The organism is Agromyces sp. NPDC058126 (genome assembly GCF_042884595.1).
In the GTDB taxonomy this organism is placed as follows: domain Bacteria; phylum Actinomycetota; class Actinomycetes; order Actinomycetales; family Microbacteriaceae; genus Agromyces.
Window position 1 is genome coordinate 427,987 of sequence record NZ_JBHVTS010000002.1, and the last position, 15,277, is coordinate 443,263.

The 15,277-nt window shown below is 72.2% G+C and carries 15 protein-coding genes and 1 pseudogene; 5 read left to right on the forward strand and 11 right to left on the reverse strand.

What is annotated here, in order from left to right:
• Window positions 1-71 precede the first annotated feature (71 nt).
• Window positions 72-575, reverse strand: a complete 504-nt coding sequence (locus ACFVTR_RS07255) for a VanZ family protein (protein ID WP_387036017.1) — start codon at window positions 573-575, stop codon at window positions 72-74.
• A gap of 108 nt (window positions 576-683) precedes the next feature.
• On the opposite strand from ACFVTR_RS07255, the gene ACFVTR_RS07260 reads away from it, so the two are divergent.
• Entirely contained in the window at window positions 684-1,853 is a 1,170-nt protein-coding gene (locus ACFVTR_RS07260) for a DegT/DnrJ/EryC1/StrS family aminotransferase (RefSeq protein WP_387036019.1), read from the forward strand.
• Window positions 1,854-1,898: 45 nt separating this feature from the next.
• Here the strand turns inward: ACFVTR_RS07260 and ACFVTR_RS07265 are convergent, their stop codons facing one another.
• Together ACFVTR_RS07265 and ACFVTR_RS07270 are read right to left on the reverse strand one after the other, a co-directional pair.
• Window positions 1,899-3,023 (reverse strand): DegT/DnrJ/EryC1/StrS family aminotransferase, encoded by a 1,125-nt coding sequence (locus ACFVTR_RS07265; protein ID WP_387036021.1) that lies wholly within the window; start codon window positions 3,021-3,023, stop codon window positions 1,899-1,901.
• Window positions 3,020-4,012 (reverse strand): NAD-dependent epimerase/dehydratase family protein, encoded by a 993-nt coding sequence (locus ACFVTR_RS07270; protein WP_387036023.1) that lies wholly within the window; start codon window positions 4,010-4,012, stop codon window positions 3,020-3,022. The genes ACFVTR_RS07265 and ACFVTR_RS07270 overlap by 4 nt, the downstream gene beginning before the upstream one ends.
• Before the next feature lie 134 nt (window positions 4,013-4,146).
• Between ACFVTR_RS07270 and ACFVTR_RS07275 the strand changes: the two genes are divergently transcribed.
• Window positions 4,147-4,845: an alpha/beta fold hydrolase gene (locus ACFVTR_RS07275; protein WP_387036025.1), complete on the forward strand. Its 699-nt coding sequence runs from the start codon at window positions 4,147-4,149 to the stop codon at window positions 4,843-4,845.
• On the opposite strand, the gene ACFVTR_RS07280 is transcribed toward ACFVTR_RS07275, so the two are convergent.
• The 3 genes and pseudogenes from ACFVTR_RS07280 to pip form a co-directional block, all read right to left on the reverse strand.
• Window positions 4,835-5,065, reverse strand: coding sequence for a hypothetical protein (locus ACFVTR_RS07280; protein ID WP_387036026.1), 231 nt, complete (start codon window positions 5,063-5,065; stop codon window positions 4,835-4,837). The genes ACFVTR_RS07275 and ACFVTR_RS07280 overlap by 11 nt on opposite strands.
• A 96-nt stretch (window positions 5,066-5,161) precedes the next feature.
• Window positions 5,162-6,043: a neutral zinc metallopeptidase gene (locus ACFVTR_RS07285; RefSeq protein ID WP_387036028.1), complete on the reverse strand. Its 882-nt coding sequence runs from the start codon at window positions 6,041-6,043 to the stop codon at window positions 5,162-5,164.
• Window positions 6,044-6,220: 177 nt separating this feature from the next.
• Window positions 6,221-7,174 (reverse strand): annotated as a pseudogene (gene pip / locus ACFVTR_RS07290) (prolyl aminopeptidase); the annotation flags it as partial.
• 81 nt (window positions 7,175-7,255) lie between these two features.
• On the opposite strand from pip, the gene ACFVTR_RS07295 reads away from it, so the two are divergent.
• The 3 genes from ACFVTR_RS07295 to ACFVTR_RS07305 all read left to right on the forward strand — a co-directional run bounded on the left by ACFVTR_RS07295 (window position 7,256) and on the right by ACFVTR_RS07305 (window position 8,895).
• Window positions 7,256-8,266 (forward strand): malate dehydrogenase, encoded by a 1,011-nt coding sequence (locus ACFVTR_RS07295; RefSeq protein ID WP_387036030.1) that lies wholly within the window; start codon window positions 7,256-7,258, stop codon window positions 8,264-8,266.
• 75 nt (window positions 8,267-8,341) lie between these two features.
• Window positions 8,342-8,683, forward strand: a complete 342-nt coding sequence (locus tag ACFVTR_RS07300) for an SHOCT domain-containing protein (protein WP_387036031.1) — start codon at window positions 8,342-8,344, stop codon at window positions 8,681-8,683.
• Between the two features lie 38 nt (window positions 8,684-8,721).
• Window positions 8,722-8,895 carry an HPP family protein gene (locus ACFVTR_RS07305; RefSeq protein ID WP_376943921.1) on the forward strand — a complete coding sequence of 58 codons (174 nt, stop codon included), beginning with the start codon at window positions 8,722-8,724 and terminating at the stop codon, window positions 8,893-8,895.
• A 9-nt stretch (window positions 8,896-8,904) separates the two neighbouring features.
• Here ACFVTR_RS07305 and ACFVTR_RS07310 read toward each other — a convergent pair whose 3' ends face one another.
• From ACFVTR_RS07310 to ACFVTR_RS07330, 5 genes are all read right to left on the reverse strand, one after another.
• The gene (locus ACFVTR_RS07310) at window positions 8,905-9,675 is read right to left on the reverse strand and encodes a TetR/AcrR family transcriptional regulator (protein WP_387036034.1); all 771 of its coding nucleotides are present in this window, start codon (window positions 9,673-9,675) and stop codon (window positions 8,905-8,907) included.
• A gap of 58 nt (window positions 9,676-9,733) precedes the next feature.
• Window positions 9,734-10,477 carry an alpha/beta hydrolase gene (locus ACFVTR_RS07315; RefSeq protein ID WP_387036037.1) on the reverse strand — a complete coding sequence of 248 codons (744 nt, stop codon included), beginning with the start codon at window positions 10,475-10,477 and terminating at the stop codon, window positions 9,734-9,736.
• Between the two features lie 120 nt (window positions 10,478-10,597).
• Window positions 10,598-12,715: an acyl-CoA dehydrogenase gene (locus ACFVTR_RS07320; protein ID WP_387036039.1), complete on the reverse strand. Its 2,118-nt coding sequence runs from the start codon at window positions 12,713-12,715 to the stop codon at window positions 10,598-10,600.
• Window positions 12,716-12,934: 219 nt separating this feature from the next.
• Window positions 12,935-13,330 carry a hypothetical protein gene (locus ACFVTR_RS07325; protein ID WP_387036041.1) on the reverse strand — a complete coding sequence of 132 codons (396 nt, stop codon included), beginning with the start codon at window positions 13,328-13,330 and terminating at the stop codon, window positions 12,935-12,937.
• 105 nt (window positions 13,331-13,435) lie between these two features.
• Window positions 13,436-15,274 carry a glycoside hydrolase family 3 protein gene (locus tag ACFVTR_RS07330; RefSeq protein WP_387036043.1) on the reverse strand — a complete coding sequence of 613 codons (1,839 nt, stop codon included), beginning with the start codon at window positions 15,272-15,274 and terminating at the stop codon, window positions 13,436-13,438.
• Window positions 15,275-15,277 lie beyond the last annotated feature (3 nt).

Genomic DNA, 15,277 nt, shown 5'->3' on the forward strand with positions numbered 1-15,277 from the left:
CGGGAATGAGCTGAGGATTGCTCGGAATGGCTCTGCTGCCGATTATCGTCCGTGCGCGCCCGGCGCGCACGTCACCCGTTCGAGGGCGAAATCTCGGCGGCAGGACGCGCCGGTCGACGGCGATGCGGCACGACCGCCCACGCGAGCAGCGCTCCGAGCACCGCTCCCGCCGCATTCGCCGCGACATCCCGGAGGCTCGCCGTGCGATCGGGCAGCATCAGCTGCACCGCCTCGGCGAGGAGCGAGAGCGCGACCGGAACGAGGATGCCGATCGATCGCCGCCCGGTGACGGCGGCGATCAGGAACCCGAGCGGGATGAAGACGGCGACGTTCGCGGCGACCTCGATCGCGCCGCGGCGCACGCTCGACCAGCCGAGTCCCTCCTGGACGACACCCAACGACGTGTCGAGCGCCGTGCTGGGTGCGCCGGGCACGAGCAGGAACGCCGCGAGCGCCACGGCGTAGAGCACCAGCGCGACCGCGGCGGCCCGCCGGAGTCGCGACGGTCCGGTCGCGCCCTCGTCGTCGCCGACGGGCTCGTCCGGGGCGCCGCTCGTCGGGGTCGCCTCCCCCATCCGTGCAGCGTAGGCCCGACCGTCGCCGGCCGCACCTACCCGTACGGGGGGTCGTCGTCGCCACGTCGTGCGAGGACGATGGCAGCAGCACGACCCTTGGAGGCGGCCATGCCCATCGGCACCCGAGACGGACCCTCGCCCGCCCGGCACCCGACTGCGTCGGGAGCACCCGAACCGGTCCCGTTCCTCGACCTCGCGGCCCAGTTCGAGGAGATCCGCGACGAGCTCGAGCCCGCGCTCCTCGAGGTGCTCCGCACGGCGACCTTCATCGGCGGTCCGAACGTCGCCGCGTTCGAGGCGGCGTACGCCCAGAGCATCGGCGTCCGCTCCTGCGTGGGCGTCGCGAACGGGACCGATGCGCTCGAGCTCGCCCTCCGGGCGCTCGGCCTCGGCGCCGGCGACGAGGTGATCCTTCCCGCGAACTCCTTCATCGCCACCGCCGAAGCGGTGGTCCGTGCCGGCGCGACGCCCGTCTTCGCCGATGCACTGCCCGATGTGCTGCTCCTCGACCCGGCGAGCGCGGCGGCCGCCGTCACCGATCGCACCCGGGCGATCGTCCCCGTGCATCTCTTCGGGCAGGTGGCGCCGATCGAGCGCTACTCCCCGATCGCCGAGGCGTGCGGCGCCGTCGTCGTCGAGGATGCCGCGCAGGCGCAGGGCGCGACGCGGTTCGGCCGCGCGGCGGGCGGGCTCGGCGCGATCGCCGCGACCAGCTTCTACCCCGGGAAGAACCTCGGCGCGGCCGGCGACGGCGGTGCCGTCACGACCGACGACGAGATGCTGGCCGACACGGTGCGCACCCTCGCCGCGCACGGCAGCCGCACGAAGTACGCCCACGACCTGGTCGGCTTCAACTCCCGGCTCGATGCCCTGCAGGCCGTCGTGCTCGCGGTGAAGCTCAGGCGGCTCCCCGAGTGGAACGCCCGACGTCGTGCCGTCGCCGCCTACTACGCCGAACTGCTGGGCGGGGTCGACGAGGTCGTCCTCCCGACGGTCCTGCCGGGCAACGAGGATGCCTGGCACCTCTACGTCGTCCGTCTCGACGAGCGAGACCGCGTCCTCGACGAGCTCGCCGCCGCCGGCATCGGCGCCGGCATCCACTACCCCTCGCCGATCCACCGCACGCCCGCGTTCCGGGACCGCCCTCGGACCGTCCCGCTCACGGTGAGCGAGACCGAGGCGCCGCGGCTGCTCTCGCTGCCGATGTCGCCCCACCTCACCAGGGCGCAGCAGGAGCGCGTCGCCGAGGCGCTCGTGGCCGCGGTGCGCGCCGGGTGACGACGACCGCGCCCGGGTGCCCGGCCGGTCGACGGATGTCGCGGCTCACGCGGTCAGCACCGCGATGACCCGATCCTGCTGCGTCTCGGTGAGCTGGTGGAACAGCGGCAGGATCAGCGTCCGGTCGGTCAGCCGCTCGGTCACCGGCAGGCGACCGGGGGCGACCGCGTCGCGGTACGGGGGCTGCCGATGGATGGCCATGATGCCCCGCCGCGCCGAGACGTCGCTCGCGGCGAGCGCCTCGAGCAGGCCCTCCCTGGTCCGACCGGATTCGGGGCCGACCTCGAGCCAGCACGACTGGAAGTTGCCCTCGCCCCACTCGGGGTCGCCGACGAGCCGGAGGCCCGGCAGGTCGGCCACCGCGTCCGCGTAGCGTGCGGCGAGCTCGCGACGACGCGCGACGATCTCGGGCAGGCGGGCGAGCTGCACGATCCCGACCGCGGCCTGCAGGTCGGTCATCCGGTAGTTGAAGCCGACCTCCCCGTACTCCTCGAGCGCGGGGAGCACCGAGCGATGCCGTTCAGCCGCCGACACGCTCATCGCGTGCTCCCGCAGCCGGCGCGCCCGGTCCGCCCACTCGCGCCGGCCGGTCGTGAGCATTCCGCCCTCCCCGGTCGTCAGGAGCTTGCGGGGGTGGAACGACCACGCCGCGACGTCGGCGCCGCGCCCGACCGGCGCGCCCCGGTACGTCGAGCCCGCACCGCAAGCCGCATCCTCGATGAGCACGACCTCCCGGGGGACGACGGCGCGGATCGCCTCCACGTCGACCGGCACTCCGCCCTGGTCGACCACGATGACGGCCCGCGTGGCCGGGGTCAGCGCCGCGGCGACGGTGGCGGCGTCGAGGTCACCGGTGACGGCGTCGACGTCGGCGAAGACGGGCACCGCGCCCACGTACCGCACCGCGTTGGCCGTCGCCACGAACGAGAACGAGGGGATCACGACCTCGTCGCCCGGGCCGATCCCGGCGACGACGAGCGCGAGGTGCAGGGCCGTCGTGCAGCTCGTCGTCGCGACCGCGTGGTCGGCCTGCATCGCCGCGGCGAACCGCGTCTCGAACTCGGCGACCTTCGGGCCCTGGGCGACCCACCCGCTCGCGATCACCGCCGCGACCGCCGCGATCTCCTCCTCGCCGAGCCACGGGAGCATTACGTTCACGCGGTCGGTCATGAGACGAGTCCGCGCCCGAGCGCGATCTCCTCGCGGAGCGGCCGCCACCACTCGACGAGGCTCCGCAGGCCGTCCTCGAGCCCGACCTGCGCCTCGAAGCCGAGGTCGCGGCGGGCGGCGCGGGTGTCGGCGAGCCGCCGGACCACGCCGTTCACCTCGCGCTCCGGCCCGTGCTCGACCTCGAGGTCGGCGCCCATCACCCGGATCAGCGCCTGCGCGAGCTCGAGCAGGCTCGTCTCCGTCCCGCTCGCGATGTTGTAGACGCCCTCGGTGACGGGGCTCGCGGCGGCGAGGACGTTCGCCCGGGCGACGTCGTCCGTGAAGACGAAGTCCATCGTCTGCCGGCCGTCGCCGAAGACGAGCGGCGGGATGCCGTCCGCGATCCGCTCCATCCAGCGGACGAGCACCTCGGTGTACAGCCCGTGCACGTCCATCCGCGGACCGTAGACGTTGAAGTACCTGAGCACGACGAAATCGAGCCCGCGCATCGCACGGAAGCTGCGGATGAGCCCCTCGTTGAACGACTTCGCCGCGCCGTACATGGTGTCGTTGTTGTGGTGGTGATGGCGCTCGCCGGTCGGGAACTCCTCGGCCATGCCGTAGACCGAGGCGCTCGAGGCCGCCACGAGCTTCGAGACGCCCGCGTCCGCGGCGGCCTCGACGACGTTGTAGGTCCCGTCGACGAGCACCTCGAGCGCCAGACGGGGTTCCTCGGCGCACTGGGTGATCCTGATCGCGGCTTCGTGGAACACGAGGTCCCGGCCCCGGGTCACGTCGTGGACGAGGTCCCGATCCCGGATGTCGCCCTCGACGAGGGTGACCCGGCCGGTCGATCTCGCCCCGTCGAGGTTCGCGAGCCTGCCGCGCACCAGGTTGTCGAGCACGACGACCGAGCCGACCCCCTGGTCGAGCAGTCGGTCGACCAGGGTCGATCCGACCGTGCCGGCTCCGCCGGTCACGAGCACGTTCGCCCCTTCGAGTCCTGTCATGACATCCTCCGCTCCAGCGGTCGAGCCATCCCGATGCGCCGATGGTCTCACATCGGGATGCCCCGCGTCTGCCCCAGTACAGGTGTCGAGCACCGCCGCCCTCCCGTGTCGGCGGGCCCCGCTAACGTCGGAGCATGGACGTCATCCTCATCCCCGGATTCTGGCTCGATGCCTCGTCATGGCAGCGGGTGACCCCACTCATCGAGGAGGCGGGCCACACGGTGCACGCACTCACGCTGCCCGGCCTCGAGTCGCGCGACGCCGAGCGCGCGGGCATCGGGCTGCGCACCCACATCGACGCGGTCGTCGCGGCGGTCGACGCGCTGCCCGGGCAGGTCGTGCTGGTCGGGCATTCCGGCGGGGGCGCCATCGCCCACGGCGTCGCCGACACCCGCCCCGATCGCATCGCCCGGGTCGTCTACGTCGACGCGGGCCCCCTCGCGCACGGCGACTCCATCAACGACGAACTGCCGATCGTGGACGGCGAGATCCCGCTGCCCCCCTGGGAGCTCTTCGGCGACGAAGACCTCGTCGACCTCGACGAGACGCTGCGCGCCGAGTTCCGCGCGCGGGCGATCCCCGAGCCGGCCGCGGTCGCCACCGACGGCATCGAGCTCTCCGACGAGCGCCGCTACGACGTTCCGGTCACGGTGATCGCCTGCGAGTTCCCGAGCGCGATGCTGACCGAGTGGATCGCCGGGGACGTGCCCTTCACCCGCGAGCTCGCGAAGGTGAAGCGCGTCGACTACGTCGACCTGCCAACGGGCCACTGGCCCCAATTCACGAAGCCCGTACAGCTCGGCCAGGCGATCGCGGCCGCGATCAGCGAGTAGGGCGCGGCACGAGGGCGGCGGTCGACGCGTCGAGCGGGTCTCCAGCCCGGCCGTCGGCCGGCGCCTGGCGCGGCGCACCCCGCTCGGCTCCGGCGCGCGCCTCCGCGTACCAGTGGTCCACGCCCCTGGGGCAGCTGCAGGCGAGCGCAACGGTCTCCTCGATCGTCACCGCGCGGAAGAACTCGCGGTGCGGAACCGGAACAGCACGTCGTCGTCGCATGGCTCGGATCTCCCGTCGGACGCGCTCCATGGCGTCCCTCATCAGAAGAGACCGTGCGACGCCCCGATCATGACGCCGATCATCGGATTCGTCGCCTCAGAGCTGCGAACCCGACACCGAGAAGGTGTCGCACGCCGCGGCCCCCTGCTCGAAGCCGGTCTCGAACCAGCGCACGCGCTGCTCGCTCGAGCCGTGCGTGAAGGTGTGCGGGTTCACCTGCCCCTGCGCGGCCTGCTGGATCCGGTCGTCGCCGACGGCGGCGGCGGCGCTCAGCGCGTCGCGGTACTCGGACTGGCTGATCGGCTGGAGGAAGGGCACTCCGTTGTCGTCGGGAACCGTCGAGGCATCCGCCGCCCACGCCCCCGCGAAGCAGTCGGCCTGCAGCTCGACGCGCACGGCGTTCGACGCCGGCCCGGTCTGGCCGTCCTGTGCGCGTTCGAGGATGCCCAGCACGTTCTGCACGTGGTGGCCCCACTCGTGGGCGATCACGTACATCTCGGCGAGCGGTCCGCCGGTCGAGCCGAAGCGCTGGCGCAGCTCGTCGTAGAACGTGACGTCGATGTAGACGGTCTGGTCGGGCGGGCAGTAGAACGGGCCCGTCGCCGACGACGCGCTGCCGCACCCCGTCGACGTGGCCTGGTCGAAGAGGATGAACGCCTGTGGGCCGGCGTAGTCGAACCCGAGCTCCGCCGACTCCCGTTCCCAGTACTCCTCGAGCGAGGCCGAGGCGCCCTGCATGCGGCATTCGACGTACTCGTTCGCATCGGCGCCGGTCTGGCAGTGCTCGAGCGACGAGTCGCTCGCCGCCGGCGCGCCGCCCCCGCCCGAGCCGAGGAGCCCCGTGAGGTCGACGCCGAGGAACTGGGAGAGCACGAAGAGCGCGATGACGCCGAGGCCGCCGCCGACGGCGATGCCCGTGTTGCGTCCGCGCTTCGAGGCCTTGCCGCCGCTGATGTCCGCGTCGGGGTTGAACGTCATGTCCCGACGCTACTCCGACTCGGCGGCGGTGGGGTCATCCGGCCCGGCGTCCGCCGAGTCCGACGCGTCATCCGCGTCATCCGCGTCATCCGCGTCATCCGCGTCATCCGCAGGAGCCTCGGCCTCGGCCTGGTCCTCGCGACCGGCGCGAACGGCGCGATCGGCGAGCGCCGACTCCTCCGCGAAGCGGTCGGTGGCGGTGATGAGCGCGTCGAGGATGCCGGGTTCGTCGAAGGCGTGGCCCGCGTCGTCGACGATGGTGAACTCGGCCTCGGGCCAGGCGCGGTGCAGGTCCCAGGCGGTCATCACGGGCGTGCACATGTCATAGCGGCCCTGCACGATCACCGCTGGGATGTCGCGGAGGCGCGAGGCATCCCGAATGAGCTGCCCCTCCTCCCACCAGCCGCCGTGACGGAAGTAGTGGTTCTCGATGCGCGCGAACGCCGCCGCGTACTCGGGCGCGGTGAAGCGGGCGATGGTCTCGGCCTGCGGCAGCAGGGTGATCGTCGAGGACTCCCAGCGCGACCACGCGATCGCGGCGGGCTCGTAGACGAGCGGGTCGGGGTCGGTGAGGAGCCGGCCGTAGGCCTCGATGAGGTGGGCGCGATCGGCCGGCGGCACGGGGGCCAGGAACTCCTCCCACAGGTCGGGGAAGATCGCCGAGGCGCCGCCCTCGTAGAACCAGTCGAGCTCCTGCCTGCGCAGGGTGAAGATGCCGCGCAGCACCATCTCGGTCACCCGCTCGGGGTGCGTCTGCGCGTAGGCGAGGGCGAGCGCGCTCCCCCACGAGCCGCCGAACACCTGCCAGCGGTCGATGCCGAGGTGCCCGCGCAGTCGCTCCATGTCGGCGACGAGGTGCCAGGTCGTGTTGGCCGAGAGGTCGGCCTCGGGCTCGGAGGCGTGCGGGATGGAGAAGCCGCAGCCGCGCTGGTCGAAGAGCACGATCCGGTAGCGCTCGGGGTCGAACAGGCGTCGGTGCGACGGGCTGGTGCCTCCCCCGGGGCCCCCGTGCAGGAACACGACGGGTTTGCCCTCGCGGTTGCCCGACACCTCCCAGTAGATGTGCTGGCCGTCCCCCACGTCGAGCATGCCGGTCTCCAGCGGCTCGATCTCCGGATACATCTCTCGCATGCGGCAACGCTAGCGAGCACCGGATGCCGCGCCCCGGCGCCGCGCCGCAGGGCACCCGCGGTCGCGGCTAGGCTCGAAACCATGGCAGCGAAGAAGCCGGTCACCGTCACCCTCACGGGCGCGGGCGGCCAGATCGGGTACGCACTCCTGTTCCGCATCGCCTCCGGGGCGATGCTCGGCCCCGACACCCCGGTGCGGCTGCACCTGCTCGAGATCCCGCAGGGGGTGCGGGCGGCCGAGGGCGCGGCGCTCGAACTGCAGGACTCCGCGTTCCCGCTGTTGCACGGCGTCGAGGTCTTCGACGACGCGAGGGCCGCGTTCGAGGGCGCGAACGTCGCGCTGCTCGTAGGGGCGCGACCGCGCACGGCCGGCATGGAGCGCGGCGACCTCCTCGCCGCGAACGGCGGCATCTTCGGCCCGCAGGGCGCGGCGATCAACGCGGGTGCCGCCGACGACATCAGGGTCGTCGTCGTCGGCAATCCGGCGAACACGAACGCGCTCATCGCGTCGTCGCACGCTCCGGATGTCCCGGCCGAGCGCTTCACCGCGCTCACCCGCCTCGACCACAACCGGGCGCTCGGTCAGCTCGCCGCGACCGTCGACTCGGCGGTCCACGAGCTCCGCGGCGTGACGATCTGGGGCAACCACTCGGCCACCCAGTTCCCCGACCTCGCGCACGCGACGGCGGCGGGCGACTCGGTGCCGGCGCTGCTCACGGCGCGCCTGGGCGCCGAAGGCTACCGGGCGTGGCTCGTCGAGGAGTTCATTCCGCGCGTCGCCAAGCGCGGCGCCGAGATCATCGAGGTGCGCGGCTCGTCGTCGGTGGCGTCGGCCGCCTCGGCGACGATCGACCACGTGCGCGACTGGGTGCTCGGCACCCCGCAGGGCTGGACGAGCGCAGCGGTCGTCTCGGACGGCTCGTACGACGTGCCCGAGGGGCTCATCTCCTCGTTCCCGGTCGAGTCGGTCGACGGCGGCTGGCGCATCGTGCCGGGCCTCGCCGTCGACGAGTTCGCGCGCGGCCGCATCGCGGCGTCGGTCGCCGAGCTCGAGGAGGAGCGGGCGGCGGTGCGCGCGCTCGGGCTCATCTGACGAGGCCCTTCCCTCCGACCGTTGACGGCCCCTAGGCTGAGCCCACCCATCCGTCGAGCCGATGTCAGGATCCCCGTGGACGACCCCTTCCTGCCCTCCCCCGTCGCCCCCGACCCGTTCATGGCCGCCTCCGGCGCCTTCGGCACGGTCTTCGTGCTCGCCTGCCTGTTCGTCGTCGGCGGAATCGTCGTGTCGATCGTGCTGGCGATCCGCAATTACAACAAGGCCCGCTCGGCCGGGCACGACCCGTTCACGCTGCAGACCGACCTCGCGACCCGTGCGCTCGACAGCGAGCTGCTCGCGCCGAAGCAGACGCTCGAGCAGCGGCTCGCGGAGCTCGACGACCTGGCGACCCGAGGGGTCATCACGGGCGAGGAGCGCGCCGCCGCCCGCGCCGAGCTGCTCGCCGGCAGGTGAGCCGCGAGGGGCTGCGGCCGGCCTCCTAGACTGGGGACATGGCCGAATCCCCGTCGCCCGCAGCCCGCCGCAAGCAGATCATCGTCGGCCTCGTCGTCGGCCTGCTGGTGGGCGTCGGCGTCAGCCTCTGGACCGGGTTCTGGCTGTGGCTCGCCGCGGGCGCGGTCGTCGGTGTCGTCGCGGGCCTCCTGATGCGCCCGCCGGCCGAGTAGCCTCGGCCTCTACGCCGTCTCGCGCAGGCTCGATCGCACGTACACCTCGATGCCGTCGATGAGGCGGGCGAGCCCGAACTCGAACGAGTCGTTCGGCGCGCTCACGACCGCACCGGCCGCCTGACCGACCCTGCCCGAGACGGGGTAGCGGTCGGGGTCCATGATGCGATCGAGCAGCGGCGCGTTGCGCGCCCACCAGTCGTCGTCGGTCTCCGCCGAGCTGCGCTGCAGCCGCTCGGCGTCGAGGTGCGACCGCGCCGGTCCTGCGACGAACCCGAGCACCATCGTGAGCACCCGGTCGAGGTCGACGTCGTCGAGGCCGAAGCCGTCGAGCGTGCGCAGGCACCACTCCCAGTGGTCCGAGATGTGCGGGCCGAGCGGCGGCCGGCTGGTGTCGATCTCGAGCAGCCAGGGGTGCCGCAGGTACTCGTCCCACTGGAGCCGGGCGATCAGCGCGAGCCGGTCGCGCAGCGCACCGCGGGGGCGCGGCAGCGGCACCTCGCCGGCGACGTGGTCGACCATGAGGTCGATGAGCTCGGCGCGGCCGGGCACGTAGGTGTAGACCGACATGGGCTTGAGTCCGAGCCGGTCGGCGACGCGGCGCATCGAGAGCGCCTCGATGCCTTCGTCGTCGGCGAGGCGGATGGCCGCTTCGAGCACCTCGTCGATGCTCGAGCTCTGCTTCGGCCCGCGGCTGCCGACGGGGCGGCCGAGCCGCTCGCGCCAGAGCAGTCGGAGCGTCAGGTCGGGCTCGTCGCGCCCGGTCGTGTCAGCGGCCATGCGGGCCAGCATACAATCCCCGTACGGGGCACGATGTTCATCGCCGCGCCGGCTCGGTTCAGCCGACGAACGCGGCGACCGCCGCCGCGATCTCGCGCCGTACCTCGGCGTCGTCGCGGGTCGAGACGCCGTCGCCGGGCTGCACGCCGTAGTCGCCGAAGTCGGCGTGGTTCACGCCCTCGAGCTCCACGAAATCGGCGTCGGCGGGCAGCAGGTGCGCCGCCCCCGCGACCTTCTCGGGCGTCGAGAGTCCGTCGTTCGCACCCGAGATGCTGAGCACCGCGAGGCCCGACCCCGCGAGGTCGTCCGCGCAGTACGAGCCGAACAGCATGACGCCGACCACCAGCTCGTCACCCGCGCCGCTCGCGCCCTCGGCGGCGAGCTGGCAGGCCCGCACCCCGCCGAGCGAATGCCCGCCGACAGACCAGTCGCCGACGCCCGGCGCAAGCGCCGTGAACGTCGACAGTGGGCGCTGATCGAAGAAGGCGAGGTTCAGCGTCGGCTTCGTGATCACGACGGTGAGGCCGGATGCCTCGGACACCCCCGAGAGCTTGTACAGGTAGGCGTACGGGTCGACCTTCGCCCCCGGGATGAACACGAGCCCCTCGCCGGTGGCGCCGTCGACGGGCTCGATCACGATGCCCGTCTCGGTGGAGGTGATCACGACGGCGTCGTCGCGCCAGGCCTCGAGCGCCTCGGGCCGTTCGCCCTGCATCACCGCGTGGGCGTAGGCCAGGAACACGACGACGAGCAGGGCGATCACCGAGACGACGGCAATGAGGATCCGGATGGAACGCGACATGCGTTCAAGTCTGCCGCCCGACGACCGCGCCGGGCGACTGGGCAGGTGCCCGAACGACGCGAGGCCGGGGCATCCTCGATTCGAATGCCCCGGCCCCGCTCACCGGCCCTGCGGCCGTAGCTACTTCTTCTTCTTCGACTTCGCCTTCTCGGGCACGGGCAGCGTGCCCGCGCGGCGCTGCTCGTCGAAGTACGCGCGCGCCTCGTCCTGCCGCTCCTGCTCGATGCCGGTCGCGATCGTCGCGCGCAGGTGCTCGGGTGCGAAGCCGAACGCGTCGACGAGGTCCTGCGCGTGCGGGCGCAGGCGCTCGATCAGCCGGTCGATGTAGGCCGTCACCGACTGCGCCCGCTGGGGCGAGAGGCGGCCGTTCATCAGGTACCAGGCCGCGTGCTTCTCGATCAGGCCGAGGCCGAACAGGTCGCGAACCCAGGTCAGCACCTGCTTGGTGCCCGGGTCGGAGACCTTCGCGAGGCCGCGCGTGAACGCCTCCCACTGCAGCAGCTCGCCGTGCGCGCGTGCCGCCTCGATGAGCTCGTTCTGGTTGCGGTTGAACGCGGCCGCGGCGTCGGCCTTCGGCAGCTTGCGCGCGTCGCGCAGGCGACCGGCGATCTCGGCGATCATCGTCTCGACGCGGTCGGTGAGCAGCTCGCGCTGCGACTTCTCGTCGCGGAGCTCGCTCACCGAGCGGGCGGTCGAGCCGAAGTCGGCGATGGTCTGGGCGAGGCGGCGGAGGCCGGTGCCGTGGTAGGCGCGCTCGGCGGTCTGCGCGACCACGTAGCGGGCCATCGCGCCGGCGTCGGCGTCCTTGAACTGCTTCGAGAAGTCGGTGAGCAGGCGCTTGGCGACGAGCTGCAGCAGCACGTTGTTGTCGCCCTCGAACGTCACGTAGACGTCGAGGTCCTGGCGGAGGCCGACGAGGCGGTTCGCGGCGATGAAGCCGGCGCCGCCGCAGGCCTCGCGCGCCTCCTGGAGCGTGTCGAGGGCGTGCCAGGTCGACAGCGGCTTCAGGGCGGCCGCGATCGTCTCGAGGTCCTGGCGGTCGTCGTCGGTGTCGGCCTTGCCGCTGAACACCGCGTCGAACTTCACGAGGAACTCGTCGTGCGCGAAGACCTGCGCGTACGTCGTCGCGAGGCGCGGGAGGAGTCGGCGCTGGTGACGCTGGTAGTCGAGCAGCACTTCTTCGTCGGTGTCGCTCGACGCCGTGAACTGGCGGCGCTGGTTGCCGTAGGTGATCGCGATGGTGAGGCCCATGGCGCTCGCGACGGTCGAGGCGCCGTCGAGCGAGACGCGGCCCTGCACGAGCGTGCCGAGCATCGTGAAGAAGCGGCGGCCGGGGCTCTCGATCGGCGACGAGTAGGTGCCGTCGGGCGCGACGTCGCCGTAGCGGTTCAGCAGGTTCTCGCGCGGGATGCGCACGTTCGTGAAGTGCAGCCGGCCGTTGTCGATGCCGTTGAGGCCGCCCTTCAGCCCGTCGTCCTCGCCGCCGACACCCGGCAGGAACTCGCCCTCGTCGTCGCGGATCGGCACGTAGAAGCAGTGCACGCCGTGGTTCACGCCCTTGGTGACGAGCTGCGCGAAGACGGTCGCGTGCTTGCCGTGGAGCCCGGCGTTGCCGAGGAACTCCTTCCACGCCGCACGGAACGGCGTGTGGATGACGAACTCCTGCGTCTCCTCGTCGTAGGTCGCCGTCGTCGCGATCGCCGCGACGTCGGAGCCGTGCCCGATCTCGGTCATCGCGAAGGCGCCCGGCACCTCGAGCGACATGATCGCGGGGAGCCACTTGTCGTGGTGCGGCTTCGTGCCGAGGTGCAGCACCGCGGCGCCGAAGAGGCCCCACTGCACGCCCGACTTGATCTGCAGGCTCGGGTCGGCGATGACGAGCTCTTCGAAGGCTGCGATGTTGCCGCCGTGGTCGTCGAGGCCGCCGAGCGACTTCGGGTACGCCCGCTGGATGGCACCCTGGTCGACGAGGATCTTCAGCTGGCCGAGCACGCGCTCGCGGTGCTCGGCCATCGAGAGCCCCTCGATGCGCTGCAGCTCGGGCTGGGCGGCGCGCTCGCGCGCCGCGAGGCGCACCTCGGGCCAGGTTCCGAGGAGCTGGCGGCCCAGCGAAGCGACGTCGATGCGGGGCGAGGATGCCTCGGTGTCGGCCGGCTTCGACGCCGTCGTGGGGGTCGGGGCGGCGGCGCGCGTCGGCGCGGGGGTCTGCTTCGCGGTGCGGGGTGCCGTGTCAACCATCGTCGGTCTCGTCCTTCGTCTGCGGTCCGGCGCGTGCGGTGCGCGCCTCATTCCACGGTAGGACGGTGCCCGGCGTGCCCGAAACAGTGCGTCCGGCCCCTACAAACCCGAGCGGAGGGCACTCGGAAGCGACTGTGCGCCCTCTACAAAGACGAGCGGCGCGAGCATTGGGGCATCCACAAGCGAGCTCGGGAGGCCGCGACCGCCATCCGCCCCGACTCAGTCGCGGAAGAACTCGTTCGCCCGCCCGGTCCAGAGCAGCGCGATGACGATCACCGAGACCGCTGCACTGAAGTACTCGCCGATCGCACCCGGCGGGTAGGTGATCGCGAAGAAGACGCTGGCGCCGATCGAGAGCACCTGGAACACGGTGATCACGAGGCGCGCCCCCGAGCTGCCGCGCAGGAGGCCGACGCCGACGATCATGACGATGGCGCCGATCAGGATCGACACGATCGCCGAGGTGATGAGCTGGCTCGCCCCGCCGAACGCTTCGACGGTCGAGGCGACGCTCGTCTGGAAGAGGAGGATGCTGCCGCCGATGATGTCCAGCAGGCCCGAGATCCAGGTGAGCACGGCGACGATCGTCACCCCGGCGGGTCGTTTCGCGGTCATGGCGCGATGCTAGCCCCGTGTGCGGCGAAGCGCACCCGCGAACCGTCGCAATCGGCGAGATCCGGTCATGAGGATCGACCGATTGCGACGGTTCGGATGCCGGGCTCAACCCTCGTAGCGGAGACCGTACCCGTGCGGGAAGAGCGGGTCGACGGTGTCGAAGGGCACGTCGGGACGGCTCGCCTCGACCGCCGCCATGGTGCGCGGGAGGTCGAACGGCAGGCGACCCTCGGGCGCCGCGGCCCCGGTCAGCACGTCGAGCAGCGCCCGGTCGCTCGCGCCCCAGTTGCCCGTGAGCGCCGCGAGCTCGTCGACGATCGGCGCGAGGATCGCCGGACGGTCGAGGAACACGTCCACGACGGTCGGCACCGCGGCCGCGATCTCGCGGAGGTGCGCGAGGCGCTCCTCGGGGAAGTCGAGCGAGCCCGAGTGGAAGAAGTTCTCGAAGAAGGTCGGTCGCTCCTCGAACGGCGCGGCGAGACGCAGGATCGCGACGTCGGCCTCGGCCGGGCTCGCGACGACCTCGCCGTACTCGCCCGCGACCTCGGGCGCGACGCCCTCGACGTAGAGCCTCAGCCCACGGCCGAGCGGCAGGGTGGGCGCGGCAGCGCCCGTGGCATCCGTGCGCTCGCGGTTGACCAGCAGGGTGATCGCCGCGCGCTGCGCCGCCTCGCCCGCCGCGACGAACTCCGCGGAGCCGACGACGCGCTTCGCGCGCTCGACGTCGACGAAGCGGTGGTCGAAGAGTCCCAGCACGAACTTCTCGCGGAGCAGGCGCCTGGCCGAGGCATCCACCCGTTCTTCGGCGATCTCGCCGTCGCGCACGAGCTCGATGAGGAGCTCGGGGCACGCCTCGCCGCCGAACTGGTCGCAGCCGGCGTCGATGACCTTCTTGACGCGCTCGCGCGGGCTCAGGTGCTCGACGCCCCATGCACGCGCGGGGAACGGCTCGCCCATGATCTCGTCGTCGGTGATGAGGCCCCAGTCGGTGCAGACGATGCCGTCGAAGCCGTAGCGCTCGCGCAGCAGCCCGGTGACGACCGACTTGTTGAAGCCGAAGCCGACCTCCTCGTACTCCGTGCCGACCGGCATGCCGTAGTACGGCATGATCTGGCTGGTGCCGGCCTCGAACGCCGCCTCGAAGGGCTTCAGGTGCAGTTCGAATTCGCCGCCCGGGTAGACCTGCTCGCGCCCGTGGCCGAAGTGGGGGTCCTCGCCGTCCTGCTGGGGGCCGCCGCCCGGGAAGTGCTTCGTCATCGTCGCGACCGAGTCGTGGCCGAGGGTCTCGCCCTGGAAGCCGCGGATGTAGGCGGCGCCGAGCCGCGAGGCGAGCTCGACGTCCTCGCCGAAGGTCTGCAGTGCCCGCGACCAGCGCGGCTCGGTGGCGAGGTCGATCTGCGGGTGCAGGGCGACGCGGATGCCGACGGCGGTGTACTCCTGGCGGGCGATGTCGGCGAAGCGCTCGACCGTCGCCTCGTCGCCGATCGCCGCGAGGCCCATCGGCTCGGGCCACACCGAGAAGGCGCCGGCGAACAGCGCCGCGAGCGGGTTGTCGCTGTACGAGTTGCGCGGGTCGCTCGAGATCGTCACCGGGATGCCGAGCCGCGTCGCGGCGGCGAGCTCCTGCAGCCGGTTGTGCCACTCGGCGAAGGCGCCAGGGTCGGCGGGCGCCTGGTGGATGTTGAAGTGGTTCATCTTGAGCCCGTTGACGAACTCGTCGGTCGAACCGCCGCCAGCCATGCCGCGCTCCTCCGCGAGCGTACCGTCGGGGTTGATGCCGATGACCGTCTGGAAGAAGAGGCCGGCCTTCTCCTCGAGCGTCATCTGCGACAGCAGGATCTCGACGCGCTCGGCGATCGGCAGGCTCGCGTCGAGGTAGCGCGTGTCGATGGGGGCGGTGTCATCGGCGGATGCCGCGGCATCCCTGTTCTGCAGATCGGTCATGCC

What these genes read in the sequence shown, in the direction of transcription:
- ACFVTR_RS07305 (WP_376943921.1), top strand. Translation starts at nt 8,722, where the DNA reads ATGGCCGAATCCCCGTCGCCCGCAGCCCGCCGCAAGCAGATCATCGTC.
- ACFVTR_RS07320 (WP_387036039.1), bottom strand. Translation starts at nt 12,715, where the DNA reads ATGGTTGACACGGCACCCCGCACCGCGAAGCAGACCCCCGCGCCGACG.
- ACFVTR_RS07280 (WP_387036026.1), bottom strand. Translation starts at nt 5,065, where the DNA reads ATGCGACGACGACGTGCTGTTCCGGTTCCGCACCGCGAGTTCTTCCGC.
- ACFVTR_RS07260 (WP_387036019.1), top strand. Translation starts at nt 684, where the DNA reads ATGCCCATCGGCACCCGAGACGGACCCTCGCCCGCCCGGCACCCGACT.
- ACFVTR_RS07330 (WP_387036043.1), bottom strand. Translation starts at nt 15,274, where the DNA reads ATGACCGATCTGCAGAACAGGGATGCCGCGGCATCCGCCGATGACACC.
- ACFVTR_RS07315 (WP_387036037.1), bottom strand. Translation starts at nt 10,477, where the DNA reads ATGTCGCGTTCCATCCGGATCCTCATTGCCGTCGTCTCGGTGATCGCC.
- ACFVTR_RS07265 (WP_387036021.1), bottom strand. Translation starts at nt 3,023, where the DNA reads ATGACCGACCGCGTGAACGTAATGCTCCCGTGGCTCGGCGAGGAGGAG.
- ACFVTR_RS07270 (WP_387036023.1), bottom strand. Translation starts at nt 4,012, where the DNA reads ATGACAGGACTCGAAGGGGCGAACGTGCTCGTGACCGGCGGAGCCGGC.
- ACFVTR_RS07310 (WP_387036034.1), bottom strand. Translation starts at nt 9,675, where the DNA reads ATGGCCGCTGACACGACCGGGCGCGACGAGCCCGACCTGACGCTCCGA.
- ACFVTR_RS07325 (WP_387036041.1), bottom strand. Translation starts at nt 13,330, where the DNA reads ATGACCGCGAAACGACCCGCCGGGGTGACGATCGTCGCCGTGCTCACC.
- ACFVTR_RS07255 (WP_387036017.1), bottom strand. Translation starts at nt 575, where the DNA reads ATGGGGGAGGCGACCCCGACGAGCGGCGCCCCGGACGAGCCCGTCGGC.
- ACFVTR_RS07285 (WP_387036028.1), bottom strand. Translation starts at nt 6,043, where the DNA reads ATGACGTTCAACCCCGACGCGGACATCAGCGGCGGCAAGGCCTCGAAG.
- ACFVTR_RS07275 (WP_387036025.1), top strand. Translation starts at nt 4,147, where the DNA reads ATGGACGTCATCCTCATCCCCGGATTCTGGCTCGATGCCTCGTCATGG.
- ACFVTR_RS07295 (WP_387036030.1), top strand. Translation starts at nt 7,256, where the DNA reads ATGGCAGCGAAGAAGCCGGTCACCGTCACCCTCACGGGCGCGGGCGGC.